Origin of the sequence: Psychrobacter sp. PSP (assembly GCF_024085615.1) — a bacterium.
GTDB lineage: Bacteria > Pseudomonadota > Gammaproteobacteria > Pseudomonadales > Moraxellaceae > Psychrobacter > Psychrobacter pacificensis.
In genome coordinates, this window is sequence record NZ_JABLTF010000021.1 from 295,608 (window position 1) to 318,727 (window position 23,120).

At 43.9% G+C, this 23,120-nt stretch carries 28 protein-coding genes and 1 tRNA gene; all 29 read left to right on the forward strand.

All coding sequences use genetic code 11. The features are described 5' to 3' along the window. The first annotated feature begins 1 nt into the window (after position 1). The 29 genes from HL061_RS13065 to HL061_RS13205 all read left to right on the forward strand — a co-directional run bounded on the left by HL061_RS13065 (position 2) and on the right by HL061_RS13205 (position 23,097). Positions 2–190, forward strand: coding sequence for a hypothetical protein (locus HL061_RS13065; protein WP_252962938.1), 189 nt, complete (start codon positions 2–4; stop codon positions 188–190). 162 nt (positions 191–352) lie between these two features. After that, the gene (locus tag HL061_RS13070) at positions 353–757 is read left to right on the forward strand and encodes a hypothetical protein (protein ID WP_252962939.1); all 405 of its coding nucleotides are present in this window, start codon (positions 353–355) and stop codon (positions 755–757) included. Next, positions 754–1,587 (forward strand): hypothetical protein, encoded by an 834-nt coding sequence (locus HL061_RS13075; protein ID WP_252962940.1) that lies wholly within the window; start codon positions 754–756, stop codon positions 1,585–1,587. Before HL061_RS13070 ends, HL061_RS13075 begins: the two co-directional genes overlap by 4 nt. 239 nt (positions 1,588–1,826) lie before the next feature. After that, positions 1,827–1,899: transfer RNA gene (locus HL061_RS13080), tRNA-Ile, on the forward strand. Positions 1,900–1,968: 69 nt separating this feature from the next. Beyond that, positions 1,969–2,187: a hypothetical protein gene (locus tag HL061_RS13085; protein WP_252962941.1), complete on the forward strand. Its 219-nt coding sequence runs from the start codon at positions 1,969–1,971 to the stop codon at positions 2,185–2,187. Next, positions 2,145–2,489, forward strand: a complete 345-nt coding sequence (locus HL061_RS13090; RefSeq protein WP_105246329.1) for an HNH endonuclease signature motif containing protein — start codon at positions 2,145–2,147, stop codon at positions 2,487–2,489. Before HL061_RS13085 ends, HL061_RS13090 begins: the two co-directional genes overlap by 43 nt. 5 nt (positions 2,490–2,494) lie before the next feature. Beyond that, the gene (locus tag HL061_RS13095; protein WP_252962942.1) at positions 2,495–2,719 is read left to right on the forward strand and encodes a hypothetical protein; all 225 of its coding nucleotides are present in this window, start codon (positions 2,495–2,497) and stop codon (positions 2,717–2,719) included. Between the two features lie 141 nt (positions 2,720–2,860). Continuing rightward, positions 2,861–3,325 (forward strand): phage terminase small subunit P27 family, encoded by a 465-nt coding sequence (locus tag HL061_RS13100; RefSeq protein ID WP_252962943.1) that lies wholly within the window; start codon positions 2,861–2,863, stop codon positions 3,323–3,325. A gap of 22 nt (positions 3,326–3,347) precedes the next feature. Then, a complete protein-coding gene (locus HL061_RS13105) occupies positions 3,348–5,066 on the forward strand; it encodes a terminase TerL endonuclease subunit (RefSeq protein ID WP_252962944.1) in 1,719 nt (572 codons plus the stop codon). A 16-nt stretch (positions 5,067–5,082) separates the two neighbouring features. Beyond that, positions 5,083–6,363, forward strand: a complete 1,281-nt coding sequence (locus tag HL061_RS13110; RefSeq protein WP_252962945.1) for a phage portal protein — start codon at positions 5,083–5,085, stop codon at positions 6,361–6,363. Continuing rightward, a complete protein-coding gene (locus HL061_RS13115; protein ID WP_252962946.1) occupies positions 6,332–7,186 on the forward strand; it encodes a head maturation protease, ClpP-related in 855 nt (284 codons plus the stop codon). The genes HL061_RS13110 and HL061_RS13115 overlap by 32 nt, the downstream gene beginning before the upstream one ends. A gap of 55 nt (positions 7,187–7,241) precedes the next feature. Then, positions 7,242–8,462: a phage major capsid protein gene (locus HL061_RS13120; protein ID WP_252962947.1), complete on the forward strand. Its 1,221-nt coding sequence runs from the start codon at positions 7,242–7,244 to the stop codon at positions 8,460–8,462. Positions 8,463–8,579: 117 nt separating this feature from the next. Further along, positions 8,580–8,819: a hypothetical protein gene (locus HL061_RS13125; protein WP_252962948.1), complete on the forward strand. Its 240-nt coding sequence runs from the start codon at positions 8,580–8,582 to the stop codon at positions 8,817–8,819. A gap of 67 nt (positions 8,820–8,886) precedes the next feature. Further along, positions 8,887–9,069, forward strand: coding sequence for a hypothetical protein (locus HL061_RS13130; RefSeq protein ID WP_252962949.1), 183 nt, complete (start codon positions 8,887–8,889; stop codon positions 9,067–9,069). Between the two features lie 2 nt (positions 9,070–9,071). Then, positions 9,072–9,380 carry a head-tail connector protein gene (locus HL061_RS13135; protein ID WP_252962950.1) on the forward strand — a complete coding sequence of 103 codons (309 nt, stop codon included), beginning with the start codon at positions 9,072–9,074 and terminating at the stop codon, positions 9,378–9,380. Positions 9,381–9,412: 32 nt separating this feature from the next. Beyond that, entirely contained in the window at positions 9,413–9,652 is a 240-nt protein-coding gene (locus HL061_RS13140; protein ID WP_252962951.1) for a hypothetical protein, read from the forward strand. Between the two features lie 5 nt (positions 9,653–9,657). Continuing rightward, complete coding sequence (locus HL061_RS13145) at positions 9,658–10,014, forward strand: phage head closure protein (RefSeq protein WP_252962952.1); 357 nt, start codon at positions 9,658–9,660, stop codon at positions 10,012–10,014. Positions 10,015–10,017: 3 nt separating this feature from the next. After that, the gene (locus tag HL061_RS13150; protein ID WP_252962953.1) at positions 10,018–10,521 is read left to right on the forward strand and encodes an HK97-gp10 family putative phage morphogenesis protein; all 504 of its coding nucleotides are present in this window, start codon (positions 10,018–10,020) and stop codon (positions 10,519–10,521) included. Continuing rightward, positions 10,518–10,877 carry a DUF3168 domain-containing protein gene (locus HL061_RS13155; protein WP_252962954.1) on the forward strand — a complete coding sequence of 120 codons (360 nt, stop codon included), beginning with the start codon at positions 10,518–10,520 and terminating at the stop codon, positions 10,875–10,877. Before HL061_RS13150 ends, HL061_RS13155 begins: the two co-directional genes overlap by 4 nt. Before the next feature lie 29 nt (positions 10,878–10,906). After that, complete coding sequence (locus HL061_RS13160) at positions 10,907–11,404, forward strand: phage tail tube protein (RefSeq protein WP_252962955.1); 498 nt, start codon at positions 10,907–10,909, stop codon at positions 11,402–11,404. A gap of 69 nt (positions 11,405–11,473) precedes the next feature. Continuing rightward, positions 11,474–11,914, forward strand: coding sequence for a phage tail assembly chaperone family protein, TAC (locus HL061_RS13165; protein WP_252962956.1), 441 nt, complete (start codon positions 11,474–11,476; stop codon positions 11,912–11,914). Positions 11,915–11,928: 14 nt separating this feature from the next. Further along, entirely contained in the window at positions 11,929–12,204 is a 276-nt protein-coding gene (locus HL061_RS13170; RefSeq protein ID WP_252962957.1) for a hypothetical protein, read from the forward strand. Positions 12,205–12,290: 86 nt separating this feature from the next. Continuing rightward, entirely contained in the window at positions 12,291–12,971 is a 681-nt protein-coding gene (locus HL061_RS13175; protein WP_252962958.1) for a hypothetical protein, read from the forward strand. 236 nt (positions 12,972–13,207) lie between these two features. Next, entirely contained in the window at positions 13,208–16,423 is a 3,216-nt protein-coding gene (locus HL061_RS13180) for a hypothetical protein (protein ID WP_252962959.1), read from the forward strand. Then, a complete protein-coding gene (locus HL061_RS13185) occupies positions 16,420–16,899 on the forward strand; it encodes a hypothetical protein (RefSeq protein WP_252962960.1) in 480 nt (159 codons plus the stop codon). The genes HL061_RS13180 and HL061_RS13185 overlap by 4 nt, the downstream gene beginning before the upstream one ends. After that, positions 16,896–17,423: a DUF1833 family protein gene (locus tag HL061_RS13190; protein ID WP_252962961.1), complete on the forward strand. Its 528-nt coding sequence runs from the start codon at positions 16,896–16,898 to the stop codon at positions 17,421–17,423. Before HL061_RS13185 ends, HL061_RS13190 begins: the two co-directional genes overlap by 4 nt. Beyond that, entirely contained in the window at positions 17,420–17,791 is a 372-nt protein-coding gene (locus HL061_RS13195) for a hypothetical protein (RefSeq protein WP_252962962.1), read from the forward strand. The genes HL061_RS13190 and HL061_RS13195 overlap by 4 nt, the downstream gene beginning before the upstream one ends. Then, a complete protein-coding gene (locus HL061_RS13200) occupies positions 17,769–20,642 on the forward strand; it encodes a host specificity factor TipJ family phage tail protein (protein ID WP_252962963.1) in 2,874 nt (957 codons plus the stop codon). The genes HL061_RS13195 and HL061_RS13200 overlap by 23 nt, the downstream gene beginning before the upstream one ends. A 52-nt stretch (positions 20,643–20,694) precedes the next feature. Then, positions 20,695–23,097 carry an SGNH/GDSL hydrolase family protein gene (locus tag HL061_RS13205; protein ID WP_252962964.1) on the forward strand — a complete coding sequence of 801 codons (2,403 nt, stop codon included), beginning with the start codon at positions 20,695–20,697 and terminating at the stop codon, positions 23,095–23,097. Positions 23,098–23,120: the final 23 nt, after the last annotated feature.

A 23,120-nucleotide genomic window follows, 5' to 3' on the forward strand; every position in this document is an offset into this window, starting at 1 on the left:
TTTGAAAAATTCGACTAAGGCATGTCTGCTTATTTTTATTGCATTTGGCATGCCTTCTATAGTCATGGCTTATGTAGAGCTTATTGCCGGCGCTGGGTTCAGTTCTAGGCAGTGGGGAATATCTCTAATTATGCTCAGCTTCGCAGCTTTTGTTTTTTTTGTAAAAGTTTTAAGCGAACCTGAATGGTAAGTCTTAGGAGAAATCGATGAGTAAGATAAAGGATAGCCACAGAATCATTGCAATGCTGAAGCAGCAGACTCATGGCATATGTAATCCATTTGAGTTTAAAGGTCAGGGTTATATACCCCATAAGCCGCGTAACAATCGCAAAACTAAGAAAGGTGGTAAGAGATGACTGATATCGAAATCAAAAGTAAGTGGCGATGTAAGCATAGTGGAGAGTTGGCAATTGTAGACTCACTCCCACATCGCTGCGTTGTTTATTACATAGGCACTCAAAGACGCTGTTCAGACATAGTTTATTTCTTGAATAATTATGAGCCACAAAGTGAGTTTTTCAAAAGACAAGATAAAGAAGGCCTGAAGATATCACCAGCAATGATTAGAGGGATACACCCTTATAGTTTTAGGTCTGGCGAATGGGCGACTATTGTGGGCTTGGTTATGTGTGGTAAAGACTATCCGGGCGGTCGATTGAATTATATGGTGATGTTCGATGATGGCAAGGTTGATTACTGGCCAGTATGTGATGAATCAAATCACGAGATTAAAGCGGCAAGCGAGGTGAGCAAGTGACTGATATCGAAATCAAGACCGAATGGCTCGATAAAGCAGGCGAAGTGATGGAAGTGCTGCATGTCGATTATGACAAAGACGAGCTCAGGTTTAAATGGCTTAATAATCCAAACCGCAAAAAAGAAAGGGTTGTATCTATCGATAAGTTTCTCCGTTACGCTGTGCCAGTTGTGCGAGCGCAGGAAGTGTTAGATAAGCCTGAGCCGGCAAAAGAAAAACATAAGCCTGGTCAGTATGCCTACGCACTGATTGACGAGCTGCATAACAATTTCGGTCAGTCTCCAAACCTGCAGCTATCAAATCAAGACTGGCTTGAGCAAGGCATGCATGCCAAGACCGTTAAATTCAATATTGGACAAGGTGGATTGCCGCCAGAAGTGAACTGGGAAGACCACTGCGCCGCGATTGCAATGATTGATGACGCGCCAGCCAAGGCGCTGGCAAGTATATTGCTTTGGGGTAGTGATACTAACTGGGATTGGTCACGTCATTTCGATGAAGTCGTGCAGTATCTGGCAGCCAATATGATTGAGCGTTGTAATAAAGATAAGCGCGCTGCACCGCAGGCATGTACTCACAGTCTGCCTGAGCTGGCACGATTGATGGCGCGCATGGTACTGCATTTTGAACTGTATGAGCTGTGGGATATATATACAGTCAAGGGTCGGTTGCAGTTTTCAGGAATAGAAGTAAAGGCTAGCTCTTATACAACATTATGGGTGCGGTACCAGCGTCAAATGATGGATGACCTTATCGATATGGTAAGCACCGCTGATCAGTACGTCAGTAGCTATCGCATGCAGCTTAATAGAGTAGATGATAATGCTTGACGCACCGTGCCAGATTAGGGTAGTATTTGTCATACTGCTAAATGGTAACAGATAAAGCAGAACATAAAAGACGACAGCTTAATTGCTCTCGTCTTTTTTTATGCCTGATTGATTTAGCCACAGTCAGCACATGCCATAGAGAAACCCACTAGCAGGTGGCAACTGCGAATTGAATGAGAGCTGCCGTTATTTAACAATCATTGCATGTGATGATTGCTAAATAACAGTGGCGATGCTGCGTGCCTGTAGCTCAGCGGTTAGAGCAGAAGACTCATAATCTTTTGGTCGTAGGTTCGAATCCTGCCGGGCGCACTATCACTTACCCACGTTAGAAATAGCGTGGGCTTTTTTATGCCTAACGTTTGATAAGGTGTGACGCCCATGAGATATGAATGCACAAGCGAGACGCTGTATATCAAATATCGCACAGGCGAAACGCTAGAGTATAGACAATCAAACCTAAGACTGCTTATAGATAGAGCTAACAACGGCAACAGCGAAGCCAAGAAGTATATGGCTTTGATTGAGCCTGATAATAAGAAATGGAAGCCGAAGTTATGCCGTCCACACCATGCCGCCAATACCGCTGCCCAAACCTAGTTAAACGTAAAGACAAAGGATACTGTGATGAACATGCGGACCAGCGCAGCAACTGGACCAAGCGCCCAGACCGCAGCGGTAGCACAACCAAGCGCGGTTACGGACACGCTTGGCGTAAGCTTCGCGCGCAAGTACTTAATCGTGATGGTCATCTGTGCATGGCTTGCAAGCGCGCAGGCAGATACGTGCCAGCCACCGACGTTGATCACATAATCAATAAGGCGAGCGGCGGTACCGACGAGCTCAGCAATCTACAGTCGCTTTGTCGTAAGTGCCATAGATCAAAAACAGCTAACGAGTAATTGATATGGCTAAGTTTATGAAGATTGGAAAGTCTTTGATTAACGTTAATAACATTGTCTCAACCTCTGTTGTTGAGCGAGTTAATGAATACAACTCCAGTTGCTACTGGTGCATACACATCACACTTAGCAATGGCTCATCAGTGCTTGCGGCAACAGCAGAAACAAAAGAAGAAATCGACCAATTGAACTCTGAGTTATACGAAGAATTAAAACGGTTGACTGATTAGATTTAGCTTAGCCAATGCAGTGTAAGGTAGGGGGTATGATTGCACTTCAGCCGGAAGCCCCGAATGACCGCCCCCTAAAGTACATTTTTACGAGCGTTTAATTAAAAGTTTGCCCTATTGACCGGTTAAGGATTTTTTGCTATGGGAGGAATTGCGGCGGTACCAGGACGCGGCCGCAAGGCTGATCCGAGAAAATCGAAAAATAAAAACATCAACGTTCCCGAATTTAGCGAAGTGGTCGATATTGAGCCGCCAGAATACATGAGCGATTTAGAATTTGCGCCGATGATTTGGCGGTCCATCGTTCCTGAATTACTTGAAAACGAATTGCTTAGAATTACAGATATGCACAACGTAGAAGTTTTTTGCATGGCCTACGACACTTATCGTAAAAGCCAGATGGAGCTTGCGAAAGAAGGTGTTACCGTTATGGGCGCGTCAGGTAGTCCGATTAAAAATCCAGCATTAACCGCACTCAACGAGGCAGCAAGACAGATGGCAACTTTTGGTAGCTTACTAGGATTAGATCCGTCATCTCGTCAACGCTTAACGGGTGCTGGCGATAAAAATCAAACCAACCCATTTGCAGGTGTTCTGAATATGTGACGGATGCTCAAGCGAGATAAATATGGCCGATTATCCTAATGTTGATATCGCCAATAAGTGGGCCCGAGCAGTTGTCAAAGGCAAAGTTCCAGCGTGCAAATGGGTAGTTTTGGCGTGCCAACGTCACTTGGATGACTTAAAATCGTCAAAAAAACGTGACTATCCATACAAATTTGACCCAAAGGCTGCCGAAAAAAAGATACTTTTTGTTGAATTGCTACCTCATACCAAAGGTGAGTGGGCCCTAAAGCGCTTAAAAATTCAGCTTGAGCCATGGCAGAAATTTGGCATCGCGGTCACGTTCGGTTGGATGCGTAAAAAAGATGGCTTCAGACGCTTCCGTGAGTCCTATTGGGAAGTGCCACGTAAGAATGGTAAGTCAGCAATTGCTGCCGGCGTCGCTCTTAATATGTTTGCCAATGACGGTGAGTTTGGTAGTGAGGTTTATTCAGGTGCTACAACAGAGAAGCAAGCGTGGGAGGTTTTTAAGCCGGCACGTCTGATGGTGTTACGTTCGCCCGCTTTAGTGCAGGCAACTGGCATACAGATTAACGCGGCCAGTCTCGAGCGCCCTGATGATGGCTCTTTGTTTGAGCCAATTATCGGTGATCCGCCAGATGGGCAGTCGCCACATTGCGCTATCGTCGATGAATATCATGAGCATCCTGATAGTCGTCTCTATGACACGATGCAAACGGGTATGGGCGCACGCCGCCAACCGATGATGTTTATCATTACTACGGCTGGTCATAATATTGAAGGCCCATGCTATGAGCTGCGCAGCCGCGTGCAAGACATGCTGCTTGGCAATGTGCCAGATGATGAGCTGTTTGGTTGGATTTGGAGTATCGATGACGGCGATGATTGGACCGACCCAAACGTCCTAATCAAAGCCAATCCAAATTATGATGTTTCTGTATATGCTGATTTCTTAAAGTCTCAGCAGACCAAAGCTATCAATAACGCCAGCCGTCAAAACTCTTTTAAGACCAAGCATCTAAACGTTTGGGTATCAGCAAAATCAGCTTTCTTTAACATGGAGCATTGGCGCGCGTGTGCTGATGACACGCTAAGCATCGATGATTTTTCAACCACACCATGCGTCATGCCGATTGATTTGGCGTCTAAGATTGATATTGCAGCGCGCATTAATCTATTTTATCGCTTTGAGGATGATGGCAAGCTTCATTACTACTGCTTGGCGCCATGGTTTTATTTACCAGAAGACACGGTTTATAAGGGCGATGAGAAGCAAGCGGTTGAGCGCTACCAAAAGTGGATGAACCAGGGTTTGCTTGAAGTCCATGATGGCGCTGAAAATGACCTGAATGCCATCGCTGAAGACTTGGTTTCTGATGCGGGAAACTTTCCATTAACCGAAGTACCTTACGATGAATGGGGCGGTTTCCAAGTTGCGGCTACTATTGAAGCGGCAGGCTATGACGCGGTGAAGATTCCTAAGACGGTTAAGTCTTTTTCTCCTGCTATGCGTGAGTTAGAGGCTGCAATGAAAGGCGGGCGGTTTCATCATGACGGTCATCCAGTCCTATCTTGGATGATTGGTAATGTCGTATCACGCGAAGACGCCAACAACAACGTATTCCCGCGTAAAGAAACCAACTACAAAAAAATTGATGGTGCTGTTGCTCTATTAATGGGTATCAGTCGCGCCATGGTATTGGCTGGCGATGGTGGCGGCGATAATGGCTTCTACGATGACCCAATCATGATCGGCGTTTAATATTTAAGGATTCAATGTGCTTAATCTAATCAAGCCCAAGCGTTTTGCAAAAGCTGCAAAAGCCGCAATCAGTTTTTTAGGCTTGGATGGACATCTGAGTCTAACGCCTAGCGACAATATATCGACCAGAACAGCCAGTGGTAAAAACGTCACTGTTGACAGTGCCTTACAGCTTAGTACTGTTTTTTCGTGCGTACGCTTAGTCGCTGAGACAGTATCAACATTACCGCTAAAGGTTTATGAAACCAAAGCTGACGGTAGTCGTGTGGTGGCCAAACAGCATCCTCTATACGATTTATTGTGTCGTTCGCCCAATTATGAGATGACGCCTGCACGATTCATGCAAATGATTGTGGCAAGCCTACTGCTTTGGGGCAATGCTTACGTTGAGATTAAGCGCAATATCACAGGCAAGCGAATTATTTCCCTAGAGCCTCTTTTGCCACAGCACGTAAGTGTGACTCGTAATAAAAACAATCAGCTGCTGCAGTATCACTACACAGATGAAGGTACGCGACGTGAAATTGGTCATAAAGATGTCATGCATATTCGCGCATTTGGTGTCGATGGCGTGATGGGTATCTTTACCATAAATAAGGGCCGCGAAACATTCGCTACTGCTGCATCCGCTGAGCAAGCAGCTGGTAAGTTCTTTGAGAATGGATTGCAAACCTCTGGGTTTTTAACCACTTCAGAAAAGCTTAATAAAGAACAACGTACCAGCTTAAGTAAGCATATAGAAAGATTTATGGGCAGCAGTAATGCTGGCAAGACAATGGTGCTTGAGCATGGCATGCAGTACAACGGCGTGACCATGAATCCAGAAGCAGCACAGATGCTAGAGACACGTTCCTTTGAGATTGAAGAAATCTGTCGTTGGTTCCGTGTATCACCCATTATGATTGGTCATTTTGACAAACAAAGCTCATGGGCGGCATCTGCTGAAGCGCAAGACTTACATTTTTTAAAATACACATTCAGACCACTGCTGGTCAATATTGAGCAAGAGATTCTACGTTGTCTTATCGGCAAACTTGATAGTGATAAATACTATGTTGAGTTTAATGTCGAAGGCTTGCTACGAGCGGACAGTAAGACGCGCTCTGAATACTATTCATCAGGTCTGAATAACGGTTGGATAAACCGCGATGAAGTCCGGTCTAAAGAAAATATGCCGCCGATTGAAGGTGGTGATAAATATACTATTCAATCAGCATTAATCCCGCTTGATCAAGTGGGCACAAACTACAATGGAGTTACCAAAGATGAGCAAGCGAACAATGATGCCAAAAGCTGATTTTGAAGCAACGCATGATGTAAGAATGCCGCTTGCTTTGGACCAATGGAATCCAGACATCAAAGCGTCAGACGATGACTCTGAACACGTTATTAATATCTTAGAGGTTATCGGTTATGACTGGTGGACCGATGGTGGTATAACTGGCAAGTCTATCAGCGCTCAACTTAAAAGATTTAACGGTGCAGATATCGTCGTTAATATTAACTCCCCTGGTGGTGATGTATTCGAAGGCTTGGCGATCTACAACATGCTGCGCGAATATGCTGGTCATGTAACCGTGCGAGTACTTGGAATGGCTGCAAGCGCAGCTTCGTTTATCGCAATGGCGGCTGATGAAGTTAAGATTGCGCGTGCTGGCTTCTTCATGATTCACAATGCATGGACTGGTGTTGGTGGCAATCGTAATGATATGCGCGAAGTCGCTGATTTTTTAGAGCAAATCGATGCGACTATTGCTGATATTTATCATGTCAAAAGTGGTATGGAGGCGACTGAGCTATCACTGCAGATGGATAAAGAGACTTGGATCAATGGCAAACAGGCCGTTGAGACAGGTATGGCTGATAGCTTTTTGGACTCTGATGTGATTGCAGAGCAAACCAACAATACTGCTAAAGAGCGCATCGCTGCTCACAAACTAGATTTAATCATGGCGCAAGCGGGTATGTCTCGCAAAGAGCGCCGTGGTCTTGTAAAAGATTTAAAGAGTACGCCTAGCGCTACTCAACCAGATGCTACGCAAAACGCTGGCGTTGACCTGAGTGGATTGATTGACAATCTGCAGAATGCGATTAACTCAATCAATATCAACCTAAAGTAAACCAACCCATTCATTCACAGCTGCCTATTGGCGGCTTTTTTTGTGAGAAAAAATTATGTCTGATCAAAATAAAGATCAAACGGCTGAACAGCTAAAGCAAGTCAATGCTAGCGTGAAAGAGCTGACCGAAAAAACATTACCTGCTGCTGAAAATGCGCTAAAAGAAGCTCAAAAGGCAGGAGAGCTTTCCAGTCAGACCAAGGCTGAAGTAGATAAGCTACTCACAGACCTAAACACGATGCGCGACACTCAAAACCGTCTACAAACGGAACTGGGTGAAGCTGAGCAATTATTCGCACGCATTGGTAATGGCGGTAATCAAGCACCAGCCCGTAACCGCGCAGGTGATCTTGTCATCGCAAACGATAGCATTATTGAGTTTAGTAACTCTGTAGTTGCTGGTCGCCGCTTAGCTATTGATGTACCTCGTGCAGCACTGACTTCATTTGCTGTCAATCCAGTTGATGGTACTACTCAGATTATTACCAATCCAAACCAGCGCCTAACTGTGCGTGATTTATTGGCGCCAGGTGATACTGAATCAAATGCGGTTGCTTATTTGCGTGAGACACTGTTCGAGAATAACGCTGCGACGGTTGCTGAAAATACAACCAAGCCATATTCGAATATTGAATTTGAAGAAGTGTTGTCTGGCGTCAAGACAGTGGCTCACTTAATGAAAATCGCTAAGCAGACGCTTGATGATTTACCACAACTGCGAAGCATCATTAATGGTCGCTTACTTAACGGTCTAAAGCGTGTCGAAGATACACAGCTGCTATTTGGTAGCGGTGTGGGTAATAACTTGCATGGTATCTATCCGCAAGCACAAGCATTTGCCAATCCTAGCACTAAAACTACGCCTTCAAACAGCCTGGATATTATGCGCTTGGCAATGCTGCAAGTAACTTTGGCTGAGCTATCAGCAACTGGCCATGTGATGCACGATATCGACTGGACCGACATTGAGCTGATCAAAGATGCCAACACAAAAGGCTACTTGTTCAGCAATCCGTTTGGTACGTTAGAAGCGCGCCTATGGGGGCTGCCAGTCGCGCAAACCAATCAGGAAGGCATGCTTGGCAATTTCTTAACTGGCTCGTTCGCAGATGCCGCGCAAATCTTTGACCGTGAAGATGCGAACGTGGTTGTCTCTACTGAGAACGCTGATGATTTTGAGAAGAATATGGTATCTGTCCGTGCTGAAGAGCGCTTAACGCTGACTGTCTATCGCCCACAAGCATTTGTCAAAGGCTCTTTGACAGTTGCCCCATAACGAAACTTTTATCCTTAAAAATACAAAACACGCAACCTGTCTATCAAGTTGCGTGTTTTTTTATTAAGCCAAAGCCAGTTTACTAAGCTGATTTTGTCTTACTAAAAGGAGCAGGTCATGAAAGTTAAGTTTAAAGACGTTACGTGCATGGGTAATCAGACATATACCACTGGCGAGGTTGGTGAGTTTACTGATATCACAGGTCAGCAGCTTATTGATAAAGGCTATGCCGAAGCGGCTGACGATAAAGATGATAAGAAAAAAGCCGCCGATGATGCTAAGGCTAAAGCGGCCGCTGAAAAAGAAGCTGCTGAAAAAGCTAAGGCTAAAGAAGCGGCGGAAAACAAAGGTAAATAAGGCTGAAGAATAGTCTCTAAACAAGTCGGAGTAATTAATTATGTTTATACGTACTTTGAGATACACGATGGTTAATCGAATTTTTCGACAGAGTAATACCACTGTCGAAGTGGATGATACCGAAGGCAAGAAACTGGTGCAAAAAGGCCATGCTGTTGAGGTCGATGCACCTCATGGTGAGGTAGTAAAAGCGGAAACGCCAAAACCTAAAGCAGCAGCCAAAAACGATACTAAAGATAAGGCAGATTAATTATGGTCACACTCGAGCAGGTCAAGCACCAATGCCGCATCGAGCACGATGATGAAGATGCGCTGCTGGCTGGATATATGGCAGCTGCTCGCGACCATGTTCAGATGTACTTAGACCGGACCATTTACGAAATGGCGGTACCGGATGATGATCCCGATGGTGTTATCGATAATTCATCTATTGATCAGGCAACTTTGCTAATGATTGGCCACTGGTATGCCCATCGTGAAGCTGTGTCTGAGTCATCTATGAATGAGATGCCGATGGGTACTTATTGTCTGCTACAGCCTTACCGCCGAATGGGAATCTAATATTATGTCATGTAAAGGATGCGAGGCACGCCATGAGTGGATTAAACGAAGAGCCGATGAAGCAAGAGATCGAGCAAAACGACTCATTGCCAAGCTTAATAGCTCTAGCGACAAAGATAGTCGAACAAAATAACGTACTAATCCAGCAGTCTAGTGAGAAAGAAAAAATCATATTGCGACTGCTTGATCAGCACGATGAGATATTAAATGAGCTCGTTGATCAACAAGATAACGACGATGAGCAGACGGGCTCAACCTTTTTAGATGGGTGAATGATATGGCAGTCAATGCAGGCGAGCTAAGACATCGTGTCACTATCCAAAGCTACGTTAAAGGCGGCCGCGATGATGATGGGTATGAATTGCCATCAGATTGGATATTCTACAAAAAAGCGTATGCCAAAATCACGCCGCTCTCTACTAAAGATTTACTTAGCGCACAAGCTGCAGACTCTGAAATAACGGCTCGAATGAAAGTCCGGTATAGCACTGGTCTTGATATCGATACCACTATGCGTGTGATTTGGAAAGGCCGGTTATATGCAATAGATAGCCAAGGTCTTGATGATGGCGATAGTGGCTTGGAATATACAACGTTCACTTTGTCAGGCGGTATTGAGCAATTTAAGGATTAAGCCATGGCTAACGAAATCACTGGGCTTGATGGAGTGCAAGCCAAACTACGTCAGCTGGGCAATCAACGTAAAGCAAAGAACGCTGCTGTGCGTTCATCACGCAAAGCAATGAACATCGTTAAAAAAGCGGCTGTAGTCAACGCTAAAGCGTTTGATGACAAAGACAGCCCCGAAAAGATTTGGAAAAACATTGTTACCAAAGCTGGTAAAACCAAGGGTGTTGATAATGTCGTGATGAAAGTTGGCGTAAAAGGCGGTGCAAAAAATTACGGCACTAATGCAGACAATAGACGTGCAAACCGTATAGGGCGCACTTATCAGACGCAAGGCGATAAGAAAAACCCCGGCGGTGATACCTGGTACTGGCGTTTTAAAGAGTTCGGCAGTGCAACTAATAGTGCAGATCCTTTTTTACGACCGGCGCTAAATAACAATATGGATGCAGTACAAGCTGAATTTTCCAGAGCATATAAAGAAGAGCTCGACAAGGAGATTGCCAAGCTATGAGTTTACCAATCTATCGAGCTTTAAAAGCCGATGCGACACTCGCCTTATTAATTGATGTAGAAGCAAAATTACATGAGGACGTAGCGCCACACGGTACAGCCCCACCTTATATCGTCTGGCAAGCAATCTCAGGTCAAGCAAACAATCATTTGGACGAACCCGCTAATTTTGATGATACGCAGTATCAAATAATGGTCTACGCGACAGATGCTAAATCTGCTTATGCGATACGCGATGCAGTGCGTACAGTGCTTGAGCAAAAATCTTGGATATTAAACCCTTCAATTAATCAGCATGACAGCAAGGCTAAGCTATACGGTCGCGGCTTCGATGCGAACTGGATATTAGCGCGTTAACTATTTACCAACAACACTAGGAGCCGATCATGGCTAAGAAAGAAAAAGGTGTACTTACGCAGGGCACCAAAGTTTGGATTAAACACGGCGATGAAGCTGCGCCAACGCTCACTCGCATGGACTGTATTACTGGCATCGTACTTGGTGATGACAGCCCCACTGAAATTGATGACACATGCCTTGATGAGCCAGATTCTGCAACATCAACATATGGTTTGAATAAGCCGGGTGAGGGTTCGCTCACTATCAATACCGATCCTAAAAATGCTACGCATATGACACTGCTGCAGTTAGCAGAAGATAAAGAGCTAGTGGAGGTGTTCGTGGGCTGGGCAGACGGGAAAGACATTGAGCCAGAAATGGTGACAGCAGAAGTTACACTGCCTGAGACGCGCACATGGACCTCATTTATCACACGATTGAGAGCCAGCCCTCCAACATTTGACCCTGATTCACTGGTTAAGCATTCGGTCGGAATGAAGCGCCAGACTAAAGCGGTCACTGCGTACAAGCTACCCACGCCATAAACCAGTGACAATATGAACGAAAAATAGGCCCCTTAATTGGGGTCTAACTATTTTTAGAGGATTAGTAAGATGGCAAAGACTCCAAAGGCTAAAGAGACTCAGAAAGCACCAATTGCTCAAGACGATTCAAACACTCCGGAAGTGCAAAAACCAACTAAGGTTTTATTGTTAGATGTGAAAGCGGGTAGCTTGGTATCAGAGATTCGCGATGAAACAGTCAGTTTTTATCATAATGGCGATGAACTTGAGGTTGATATCCGAATCAAACAGTTACCTTTTGCGGTCACTGATGACTTGCATCGTCGTATGAACAATAAAGAAGATGTGACCTCAGAATGGATTAGCAAAGCACTGGTTGATGATGAAGGTGAGCAATTATTTACTCAGCAGCAAGTCGAAGATACTTTTGTACAAGCAATGGGTAGCGCTATATTTGATAAGGTGTGGGGGATTGATAATATAAAAAAGGCTGTGGAGAAGCAGGTGGCCAAGAGCAAAAAGGCTTCATAGCTGGCGAGAACGAATTGCTCTACGAGCTTGCACTTGCAGGTATCGGTGGTACTACAATTCACCAAGTCAAAAGCAATCTTACAATGATTGAGATTAAGCAGTGGGCAGAGTATCGCTCAAGACGTGGTAGCTTGAATATTGGTAGGCGTATCGAGCAAGCCGCGGCTAACATCATGAGCTTTGGTTATAACATGAAAGTTAAAGATGCTGATGACTGGATTGATCCTATTGAGCTAATGCCATATGAAGACGATGTTGTTGAGAGTTTTGAGGATCAGATTAAGGACTAGAAATTTGTTTTATTAATTAAAGTTGCTCTAATGTTTCTATTGTTTTATATTCATAGCTTCTGTGATTTAAAACAAGGAACTAAGTTGTGTATAAAACATTAATCTGTGTGGTTGCTTCATTTGCAGTTGTAGGCTGTGCTACGCCATTGACTAATTATCAGCCGCAAATGCGAGAAATTAGTGAGCCGCCAATCAATAGCATTAATGAAGCTTACGTAGGTGACAGAATGCTGAGCCAAGGTATGGTTACTGAGCGTGATGCCCTATATTTCCCTGTCACGCAAAAAACTAGCTTTCAACATACATTACAGCAAGGGTATTACCCAAAGCGTGGTGAGGATGCTGAGTATATACAGTATGGTATATCAAATGAATCAGGTGCTGGAAAAGTTGTAGATGGCCCGCTATCAGATCCAACGCAAGGTTTAACTTTACGAAAGTCAGATAATGCTATTTGTATATTTACAGTCTACAACATGAATGTAGATTGCAAGACTGGATTAGACTTTAAACAACAGAATTGGACTACCGCTGACGCCAACAGCTTTCAGCAAACATTACTATACAATGGTAAAGTCGGCTCGAAAGTAAATATTGGCTATCGCGAGTTTTCAGGTGATATGGCTCGTCCCGCTTTTAGTAATGCGGTTGAATATGACTTAAATGAGTCTCAGCAGATCGGTTACAAAGGTGCGCTGCTAGATATTATAGAAGCTAATAACCAAATGATTAAATACAAGGTCCTGAAAAACTTTAAGGTTAGATAATATTTAATATGCAATACTCACCACGCCATAAACTACCTGTCCAGCAATTAAACTGGGCGCAAATATGGATCAACAACCTAATTGAGCATAGGGCTTGGTCGCTCATGGAGTCGATACCAACTGGATATTATGTTTATTTATATATAGACGAAGAATAGCAAGAAAACTAATTTTTCAAAAAACCTCAATCAGAAATGATTGGGGTTTTTTATTGTCCAAAATAAGGATGTATCATTATGGCCAGCACTTCACTTGGCACGCTAACACTTGATTTGGCGGTTCGCCTAAGTGAGTTTACCGACGGTCTAACACAAGCTGAAAGACAGACTGCTGAAAAAACCAAAGCCATGGGTGACTCAGTATCTAAATTCAAAGATGGATTGATAGACGATCTAAGTGGCACGCCGATAGGCGATGCTATTGGCTCTCTGACAGATAGGCTTGACAAAATTAGAGAGCTTTTTGGTGATACTGATTTAGGTATTGCTGGAGCTGCTAAGATTGGCGCCGCCGCTGTTATTGCTGCAACTGTAGGTATGGCAGTCGGATTAACGACAATGGCAATCCAAGTTGCTGAGACGGACTCACAACTTCAGGTATTGGCGAATAGGGCTAATGTTACTACTACTCAATTTCAGGTATTGGCTGCTGCTGTCTCAGACTATGGAATAGATAATGAAGGTTTGAGTGACATATTGGCGGATGCGCAAGAAAAGCTCGGAGAGTTCGCAGCCACTGGCGCCGGTGGATTATTGGATACATTGGAGTTGCTGCAAAATAATACTAAGATGAGCGCTGAAGAAGTTGAAGCTTTTGGTGTGTCTTTATCAAATGTTGAGGGTTCTGAAGCTATTCAAATGGTCAAGGACAAGCTTGAGGAAGTTGGTGCTAGCGCACAAATAACTCGCTTCACAATGGAGTCACTAGCTAGTGGTCTTGGCGATATTTCAGAAGTTTGGGAAGATGGTGGCAGCACTATCGCTGATTATGAGCAAGCGCTTTACAGTGCTGGTGTGATCAGAACACAAGAAGCGATAGAGCAGTCAGCAATATTAAAAAGCCAAGTTGAAGACACTCAGCGCAAGTTTCAAGGAATGTCTAACCAATTAGTGACTTATACCACTCCAGCTCTGAATTCTGTTGTTGGGTATTTTGCGGAAGGTGCTAAGCAAGGCGATGGTTTTGCTAGTAGTGTTAATGGTGTTGGTGTTGTAGTAAGTGGTGTTGCTAAAATTATCATAGGGTTTAGTTCGGTCGTCAATATGGCTGTCATCGGCTTTCAAGGTTTAATGGACCAATTCTATGTGCTTGGACAAACAGGTACAGCGTTCTTAAACGCTGATGGTTTATTTGAAAAAATACAAGCATTAAAAAATGGCAGTGCATCATTTGCAGCAGCTGGTGCATCTACCGACAGACGATTTGCAGCAGAAGCTGAGCGTGCCGCCAATGCTATTAATAATACTGGGACTATTCGTGTACCTACCAATGTGGGCGGCAGCAATAGCGAGCTTGAACGCCTGCGCCGTGAAGCAGCGATGCTCCAAGAAAGTAATATTATTAGCACTAAAACCGCTGACGACAATGCAAAGGCTTTAGAGAAACAAGCTAAAGCCGCTGGCAAGACTGCTAAGGCAATAAAAGAGCTAGGTAGTGCTTATGTCAGTAACACAGCATTAAGTGGCCTTAAGCTAAAATCAAACGAAGCGATTGAGGGTGGAAAAGCGCGTGGTTATACAGCTGAGTTTGCAGAGTTAACCCAATCAATACTCGGCGGTAACCTAAAATATTTTAGCGCAATTAATGATACCTATCATAAAGGCTCTAATAGCAAACACGCAACTGGGCAAGCTTTTGATGTTGTGTTAAATGATGCCAAGCAAGCTAAGAAGGCAGTTGCTGAGATAAAAGCTGCTGCGAAAGAATATGGTTACCAAGTAAAAATACTTGATGAGTATGCCAATCCATCAAAAAATGCCACTGGTGGCCATTTACATGTTTCGGTCTATGGACAAAAGGATAATGGTAAGGGCGGTGCTGACATTGCTTGGATCAAACAGCAAAATAGCAAGGTATTAGTAGAGCAGCAAAAAGCCGCGACCGAAGAAAAACGGGCGCTCGAAGAGCTTGAGAGAGCCAAGCTGTCTATTAATCAGAAGTATGCATCAGATAGAGAGAAGATAGAAAGCAACCATACTAATAACGTTATAGAAATCGAACGGCTCTACGCTGAAGGATCGAGTGAACGCACTAAATACTTAGCGCGTGAAGAAGAGCGCTATGCAATAGAAAAAAATGCAGGATTGCTTTCTATAGCTGAGAAATATTTCAGTGAAGAGCAACGTATTCATGATGCTCATAAAAAGGCGATGGCTGTTATTGATCAGCAGTTTGCTAAGGATGACTCAAACAGACAGCTTTATGTCGATCTTCAAAACGCAGCTTATCAAGAAGATTTAGCCAACTTCAAATTTGCATCACAAGCAAAAGCTCGTGAACAAGACAAAATGTATCAGTCGATTGCTAATAGTATGAAAGCCAACGGCTTATCTGCTGCTAGTACCGGCCTTGATAGCATGGCACAGCGCACCATGAGTGATGATGAATATGCTGTATGGAGATTGGCGCAAGACCGTGATGAAGCATTTAACTCAGTAAATAGTCAGTACTCCAACCGACAAGCTGAAATCAATGCTGTCGATGAACGTGGCAACTATGCGTTGCCTGAGCTTGAACGCTTCGAGTTGTTAGAAGTCGCCAAGCAAGAGCATCTTGATAATATGTGGTCTATGGAGCAAGAGTACGCACTTAGACAGCAATCGCTTGATGAGCAAATGGGTGCGACGCGCGTAGCCATACAGCAGTCTGCATTTGGTTCAATGACAAGCATTGCCGCTATGTTCTTTGGTGAAAGCTCTAGAATGCATCAGGCCGCTTTTATTATGGAACGAACCTATGCCACCCAAAAAGCATTGATGAATGTTAAAGAGACGTACTCTAATACATTCAATGCTATATCTGCCATACCTTTAATCGGTCCTTACATTGCAATGCCGATGGCGGCAGCGGCGTCTGCTATTCAAGTCGCTCAAGCGGCTGGCATTGGCAGCATTTCAGTACCATCCGTTGCCGGTATCGCCCACGGCGGTCTGGATAATGTGCCAGAAGAAGCCACTTATCTATTGCAAAAAGATGAGCGCGTACTGTCTCCCAAGCAGAATAAGGACCTCGTTAAGTTTATGGCGAATGGTCAAAAGGCGAGTTACGGTGGCATTACCATCAACGAAAGCCCAGGCGCGCAAGCCAGTGTACGCCGCGAACCAGATGGTGGGGTAACGGTTGATATGGTAGACAAGATGATTGAAAAATCATTCCGACGTATTGGCCGTCCCAACTCAATCGAAAGTAAAAGCGTAAGGCGTGGTACCACAGCAAGGGTGAATCGTTCATGAATAATTTTGCACTATGTCCATTACAACGTGGCTACGCGCCTGAAGTAGCAAACAACCTATTAGAGCAAGCGCTAATGGGTGGTTTTGCCCGTCAGCGCGTACAGTTTGTTAATAATGTGCACACTGTTACTGCATCGGTCATGCTTGATGATAAAGCAAAGCAGCAGTACTTTTGGGCTTTTTGGAACAGTCATCAAAGTAAACCACGTCCTTTCTTGTGGCGTTTGATTGTCGATGACGCTGAGATTACCATTTATGTCTGTCAGTTTGTCGCTGGCTCATTACGCCTCAACGAAAGGGATGGCAGAGTGTATAGCGTGTCATTTGGTTTGCGCCTAAAGCCAAATAACACTAATAAAGAGTTTGATGACACTATCGTTCAGCTCTGGGAATCTGACGATCCAGTGAAGTATCTAAATCTGCTCGAAAAATTGACCAATGAAGATATGCCAAATGCGCTGGGAGGTATTAAGTGATAACAATTGATGATATCAAAGACTTTCATCTTGATAGCTCGCCTAGCATCGCATCACTTGAGACATTGGAGGTTACTCACAGTTTATGGCCAACACCTATTCGCATCGTAACCAATCATGAGGATGGTGTTGAGGCTACGCTTGAAACTGGTGAGACTGTGTATTTTGAGTTTGCGCCCTTGCTTATCAACAACGGTACTACCTCTGATGACCTTGATCAGAATCTTAATATTACTCTAGGTGACCTTGGCGAAATTGTGCCACCACTGATCAAGCAAATCAGGGCATCGGACAGCGATGAGTATCCGCAAGTGACTTATCGTGCTTATGCTTTTGATACGTTATCAATGACCTTTGCCAAAGATAAGCCTATTGATATCAAGAAAGGCTTATTTGTTGAGCAGATGAGCCGTGATCATCAAGCAACGACTTTCGATGCAAAGACCCCAGACAAGAACACAGTTAAAACAGGCAGGCCGTATTCGCCTGATTATTACACCGACTTAAAAGGGCTGCTGGCATGAAAAGCATTGATCCTTTATTTAACCGTAAGTTTGATCGCGATCATTATCACTGCGTACATTTTTTAATAGATGCCGGAAAACACCTATTTAATTATGATTTTAGTCATTGCTTCTTGGGGTTGACCGGCTCTCTAAATGCTGAGCTCAGTCCCTGTAAAGCTAGCATGGAGCAGGGCACTTTAGTTACCAAGCCTAGTGATGCAACGGTTGTACTCATGATGACGTTAGATAATCGCCATCATGTCGGATTGTACTACTGTAACCGTGTTTTGCATTTATCTGAGATTGGTCCACGCTTTGAAACCATGCGTAGTATTAAACGCCAGTATAAGAAGGTAAGGTTTTATGACGTTAAAGATTTTTCATAATCAGCTTGATGCTAGCGAATGCACAGAGCATAACTTTACTTGCTTACTGACTGAATGGATGAGAGTGCGTGAGCAATATCCAGCCGCACGTTTATATAAAGATACTATATGCGTGCAGAGCGATATCACACCAAAGACAAAGGCCGATGCTTGGGCACTAAAAGATGTGACTGGTGATTATTATGTAGTATGCCATGCGCGTGACCCAGTTACACTTGGTGTGATAGCAGCGGTCATATCAATTGGTGCTGCTGTTTATACTTATATGAATATGCCTGATTTAAGTACGCCAGGTGACACGTCAGGCTCACCGAATAACAGTCTTGCTCAGCGTCAAAACAAGCATCGTGTTAATGAGCGGGCGCCTGATATGTATGGCAAGCGAAAATCCATACCTGATGGTATAGGGCCATTTTACCGCTATTACAAAGATGGTATTCAAGTCGAAGAGTGCCTGCTGTGTTTTGGCACCGGTTGGTTTGCTATTGATGAGAATAGTATCAAAGAGGGTGAAACGCCGATCAATACAATTGAGGGCGCTTCTATTAGTATTTATGAGCCTGGTCAATCAATGATAGCTGAATCGCCTCAAATACAGATAGGCGCAGCGTTTGATGAACTGCCATTAGTCACTAAGCAAGTATCTTCAATTGATGGAAAACAAACGCTACGCTCACCTAACAGTGGTTATCTAGAATATAGAGGCGTCGTTTTCACCTCGCCAAATACAATACAGGTTCAAGAGGAGCAGGGAACAGTAGCTAATTTTGAATGGGATAATAATGGTAGCTTTAATAGCTTTTTTAATCCTAAAGTTGCTAAATTTACGAGTGAGTTCCAGTCTGGCGAGAAAATCATTATTGCCAATGCTATATACGGTACCGTTGCTGATAGCGTCGTATCTGGCAATACAAATATTGATATCACTGATGGCGTGCTCACTATTGCAGCAAAACAAAACATATCCAATCCTGATGACTATAAAAAAATTCGAATCACATCGCTGTTAGTTGGAGATGAAAATGGCGGTAGCTTGAATCTAGCGGGTGAGTATGCTGTCGATAGTATTGCTAAGTCTGGTAGTAACGATGCATATGTGTATGAGCTGACGCTTGCTGACGGCTATAAAGATATTAACCCAAGCTTTTATATGCTGACAGCAAACACAACTGGCGTGACATCGGGTGTATTGACAGATAATGATAACAACGTTGATTTATCCGGCGAATACACTGTATCTAGTGTCACTGATACCAATCTTACATTAGTTAATCCTGCTGCTGTGAATAGCGACTGGAACAGGTTGGGCGCTTTAACTCAATCTCAAATAGTTGATATGCTCTCTAAGACCGTAACCTTTGCAAGCTCTAAAGATAATTTTATCGGTTGGTACTATGCAGGCAGTAATGAAAGTACCGGGTTTATTCTAAACTACTTGGCACAAAACGGTATCTATCAGGGCAATACATCACAACAGGTAGCAATCGAAGTTGAGTATCAGATGGTCGTTGATGGTGTGCCAACGGGTCCAATATTCAAGCATGGCGATGTCATGAAAGGTATTGCAAATAATCGCAATCCGATTGGATTAACGATTAGAAGAGATCTGCCAAGTGCTGGCCAGTTTAGATTTAGAACCAAACGCTCTAACGATAATCGGGACTACAAAGGCAAAGATGACAACTTAATTGACGATGTGATTTTTGAAAGTGCATATAGCTGCTACGAGACAAAGCGCTCAGTCTACGAATACGACACTGTGGCACGGCTGCGACGTATGGCAATTGGTTCTGGTACCAACGCCAGTGAGCTAAACGCAGTGGTCCACCGCAAGCTTGATACTATTGGTGGTTTTTTGCCTACCAGTGATTTTGCTGATATATCGATTGCTATGGCCCTTGATCCTTATATCGGCCGAATGGATGAATCCGAAGTTGATATCGAGTCGTTTTATGATTTAAGTGATGAAATAGCTACTTATTTTGGTACCGATAAAGCGACTGAGTTTAACTACACGTTTGATGATAAATACAGTAGTTATCAAGAAATGATCTTTACGGTCGCTGAAGCTGTGTTTTGTACTGCACGCAGAGAGGGCGGTCTGCATTATTTTAATTTCGAGCGTGAGACGCCTAATAGTTTAGCTTTGTTCAACCATCGCAATGTTGTGCCAGAGAGTATGGTTGTGACTGAGTTTTTTGGTATCCAAGATAAACACGATGGTGTTGAGTTTAAATGGCGTGATCCTGATGACAATTACAGCGAAGCAATCATTAGACTGCCGGATAATCTGCGTACCAACTATAAGACTATAGATAGCCAAGGCGTAACCAATTACGCACAAGCGCACTTTTTGGCGCACAGGGTATGGAATAAACTTAAATATAACCGCAAGGCGATTGAGTTTACTGCATACGGAGAGGGCGACTTGGTGACGCGCATGGATAGAATCGCAGTCGTTGACTCGACCGTACCAATCCTATGCAGTGGGCAAGTGGATCTCCAAGAGAATACGATACTGACCTTGGACTATCCAGTTGATTTGGATGAAGACAAGAGCTATGTCATCCATCTGCAGCTTAAGAACTGCACCGTTGATGTGATTGATATTATTGGCCAAGTTGGTCACTATCAAATTGAAGTGGCGCGCATACCAATGATGCCACTGGTCACCAGTGGCGTGGCTCATTCAGCATTTAGTATTACTGAAGCTGTCGATATTGAAGCTGAAGCGTATTTAATCAATGAAAAATCAGGCCAAGGTCTTTTTGAATCCTCTATAAATGCCATGGCTTATGACAGCAGATACTACCCGAACGATAAAGACCATATAAACGGCTTGATAGCCTAAATTCATTTACACATACGCCCTCATTTGAGGGCTTTTTTTGGAGCTAAAAAATATGGCAGATGCACTGACTATACAAGGCATGATTGATGCTAATGTAGATGTAAACACAATCGAGCAAGCTGCGCTTGAAGACATGATCGTCACTGCTCGTAACGGCCGTGAGTTTCCATCTGCACCGCGTGCTGTACGACTGATTTTAGAGCAAGGCACGATTGATGCTTTCTTGTTTTTAACTAAAGCCGATCTTGATACCGGTAACGCGCTAGGTAGTGATACCCCAGTCACGCTTGTTGATGATGATTTTGGTCTTGTGCTCAATGACGAAACTTTAGACAACAATGGCTATTATCAGATGCGCCAAGGCGAGCTGGTGTGGCTCAACTTAAACGTAGCTCGACAAGGTCTTGAGCAGATTGAGCAAGCAAAGCAAGCAGCGATTGCAGCCGCAGCGACTGACGCACAAAATAAAGCTAATGTCGCGCAATCAGCCGCAATAGCAGCAGCAGCGACAAACACATCAGATAAAATCGCGTTAAAGTTGGACGGCGTAGTTGGTAAAAACCTGTTTGACAAAACAAAATCAATTGCAGGACTTGCGTTAAATGATACGGGCGGCACATTTAACACGCCTGGCCGTAATGTATCAAGTTATATCGCTGTAAAACCAAACGTCGCTTACTCATTCAGTAATATAAACAAAGCTGTCTTTTATGACTCAAATAAAGCTTTTGTACAGTTGAGCAATGGTGCAAATGCAAATGTTATCAGTGCCACCAGCGCTGCTTTTGTACGTATCGATATTAGTGATAGCAGCTTAAATACTGCGCAAATTGAGCTTGGTGCGGTTAAAACTTCTTATGAGGCTTACCGTGTCATCATCGCTGATAAAGCTGTGACCACAGCTGCTTTGCAGGATAACAGCGTCAGTAGTGACAAATTACAGACTGCAGCAGTCAGCGCGAAGCATTTTGCTGATGCTACTTTTTTAAATATGCACGATGCTAGCACCTTGCGCAAAGGTCTAACTATCAGTTTAACGGATGGCAAAACTGAGACACCAGCAGCAAGCGTTGATGTTACAGCATACATACCTTGCAAACCAAGCAAGGCATACATCGCAAATGAAATGAGCCGCGTTTTATTCTATCGTGCAGATGGTAGTTTTATCAGCGCGTCTGCAGATAAGGCTTTTATTACACCGTCTGACTGTACTCAGCTGCGTTTTAATTTAAGCAGTGCTGTATCTTATCGTTTTCAGCTTAACGCGGGTACTGTGCTTCCTTCTGTTATTCCACAGCCTTACAAATTTAGCTTAGATAAATTGCATGTCACACCACAAACCAAGCTTGATCTAAATAAAACCTTAGCACGTAAATATAGTTTCTTGGATGCGTGGATAGCGTGGCGTGATGGTCAAAAATTTCCTATCTGCTTCTTAGGTGATTCTACAACCAACGGCAACGGTACGACTGGATTTGTTTACCGCGATGCAGGAGCATCGCTTGGGCAAGACTACATTGCACCTAGCAGCTATACGTCTATATTCCAAAGCTTGATACGTGAAATCACTGGTAACACGCAGATGCGAGCGTACAACGCAGGATTCAGCGGCCGTAATAGCACTTGGGCACTAGCTAATATCGACGCAATCATGGGCGAGGCATATGCTGACGCTAAGATGATCGGAATCAGTCACGGCATCAACGACCGCACAGCGAGTGCGGCGCTCTACGCGACGAACTTTTACCGAGAGATTGAAGGACTTATCAAATGGTGTTTTGAGCATGGGTATCAGCCTTTTCTAATGACCACACAACCAATGACTATGCCATTGTACATTGGCGATGGTGACGGTAGCGATACGGAAGAAGTCGCTAACGGTATCAAGAAAACGCTAGCTGATAAATATGGGCTTGAGCTTGTGGACGTTAACAAGTGGGGTCAGGATTTCATGCAGTACAGCACTAAGCCACTGCTAAATAACATTATGGAAAGTGGGGGTAACATTATCCACTTTGGTGATGGCGGCCACAAATACACAGCAGAGTTGTTATTTGCTCGTTTCTGCCAGCGCTGCATCTGGACAACTACAGGTGAGCAACTTGACTACAGCACACAGCTTAATAAGTCTGATATCAATCACACGTACATCAGCCAATTAGCAGCAGGTAGTTTCAAGCAAGGTTTTAAAAACCAAACATTGGCGACTCATGCTGATGCTACAGATAAAAAATACCAAGAGTATTGGGTATTCAACGCGAGCCGCCAGCAGCTTGGTTTAACTGCTTACTATGCCAATGCGGTTGTTGGCCAATATGTCTTGGTTGATGGCGTGCAGACTACAATCACAATGCAAGGGCAGTCGTTGGGCAGCTTAGATTTAGGATTGCATAAAATCAAAGCATACAGCTCGCCTACTACGGCACTTGATTGGTTAGGTTTTAAGTTACAGTAAGTATCATCAACCCTCTTAATTGA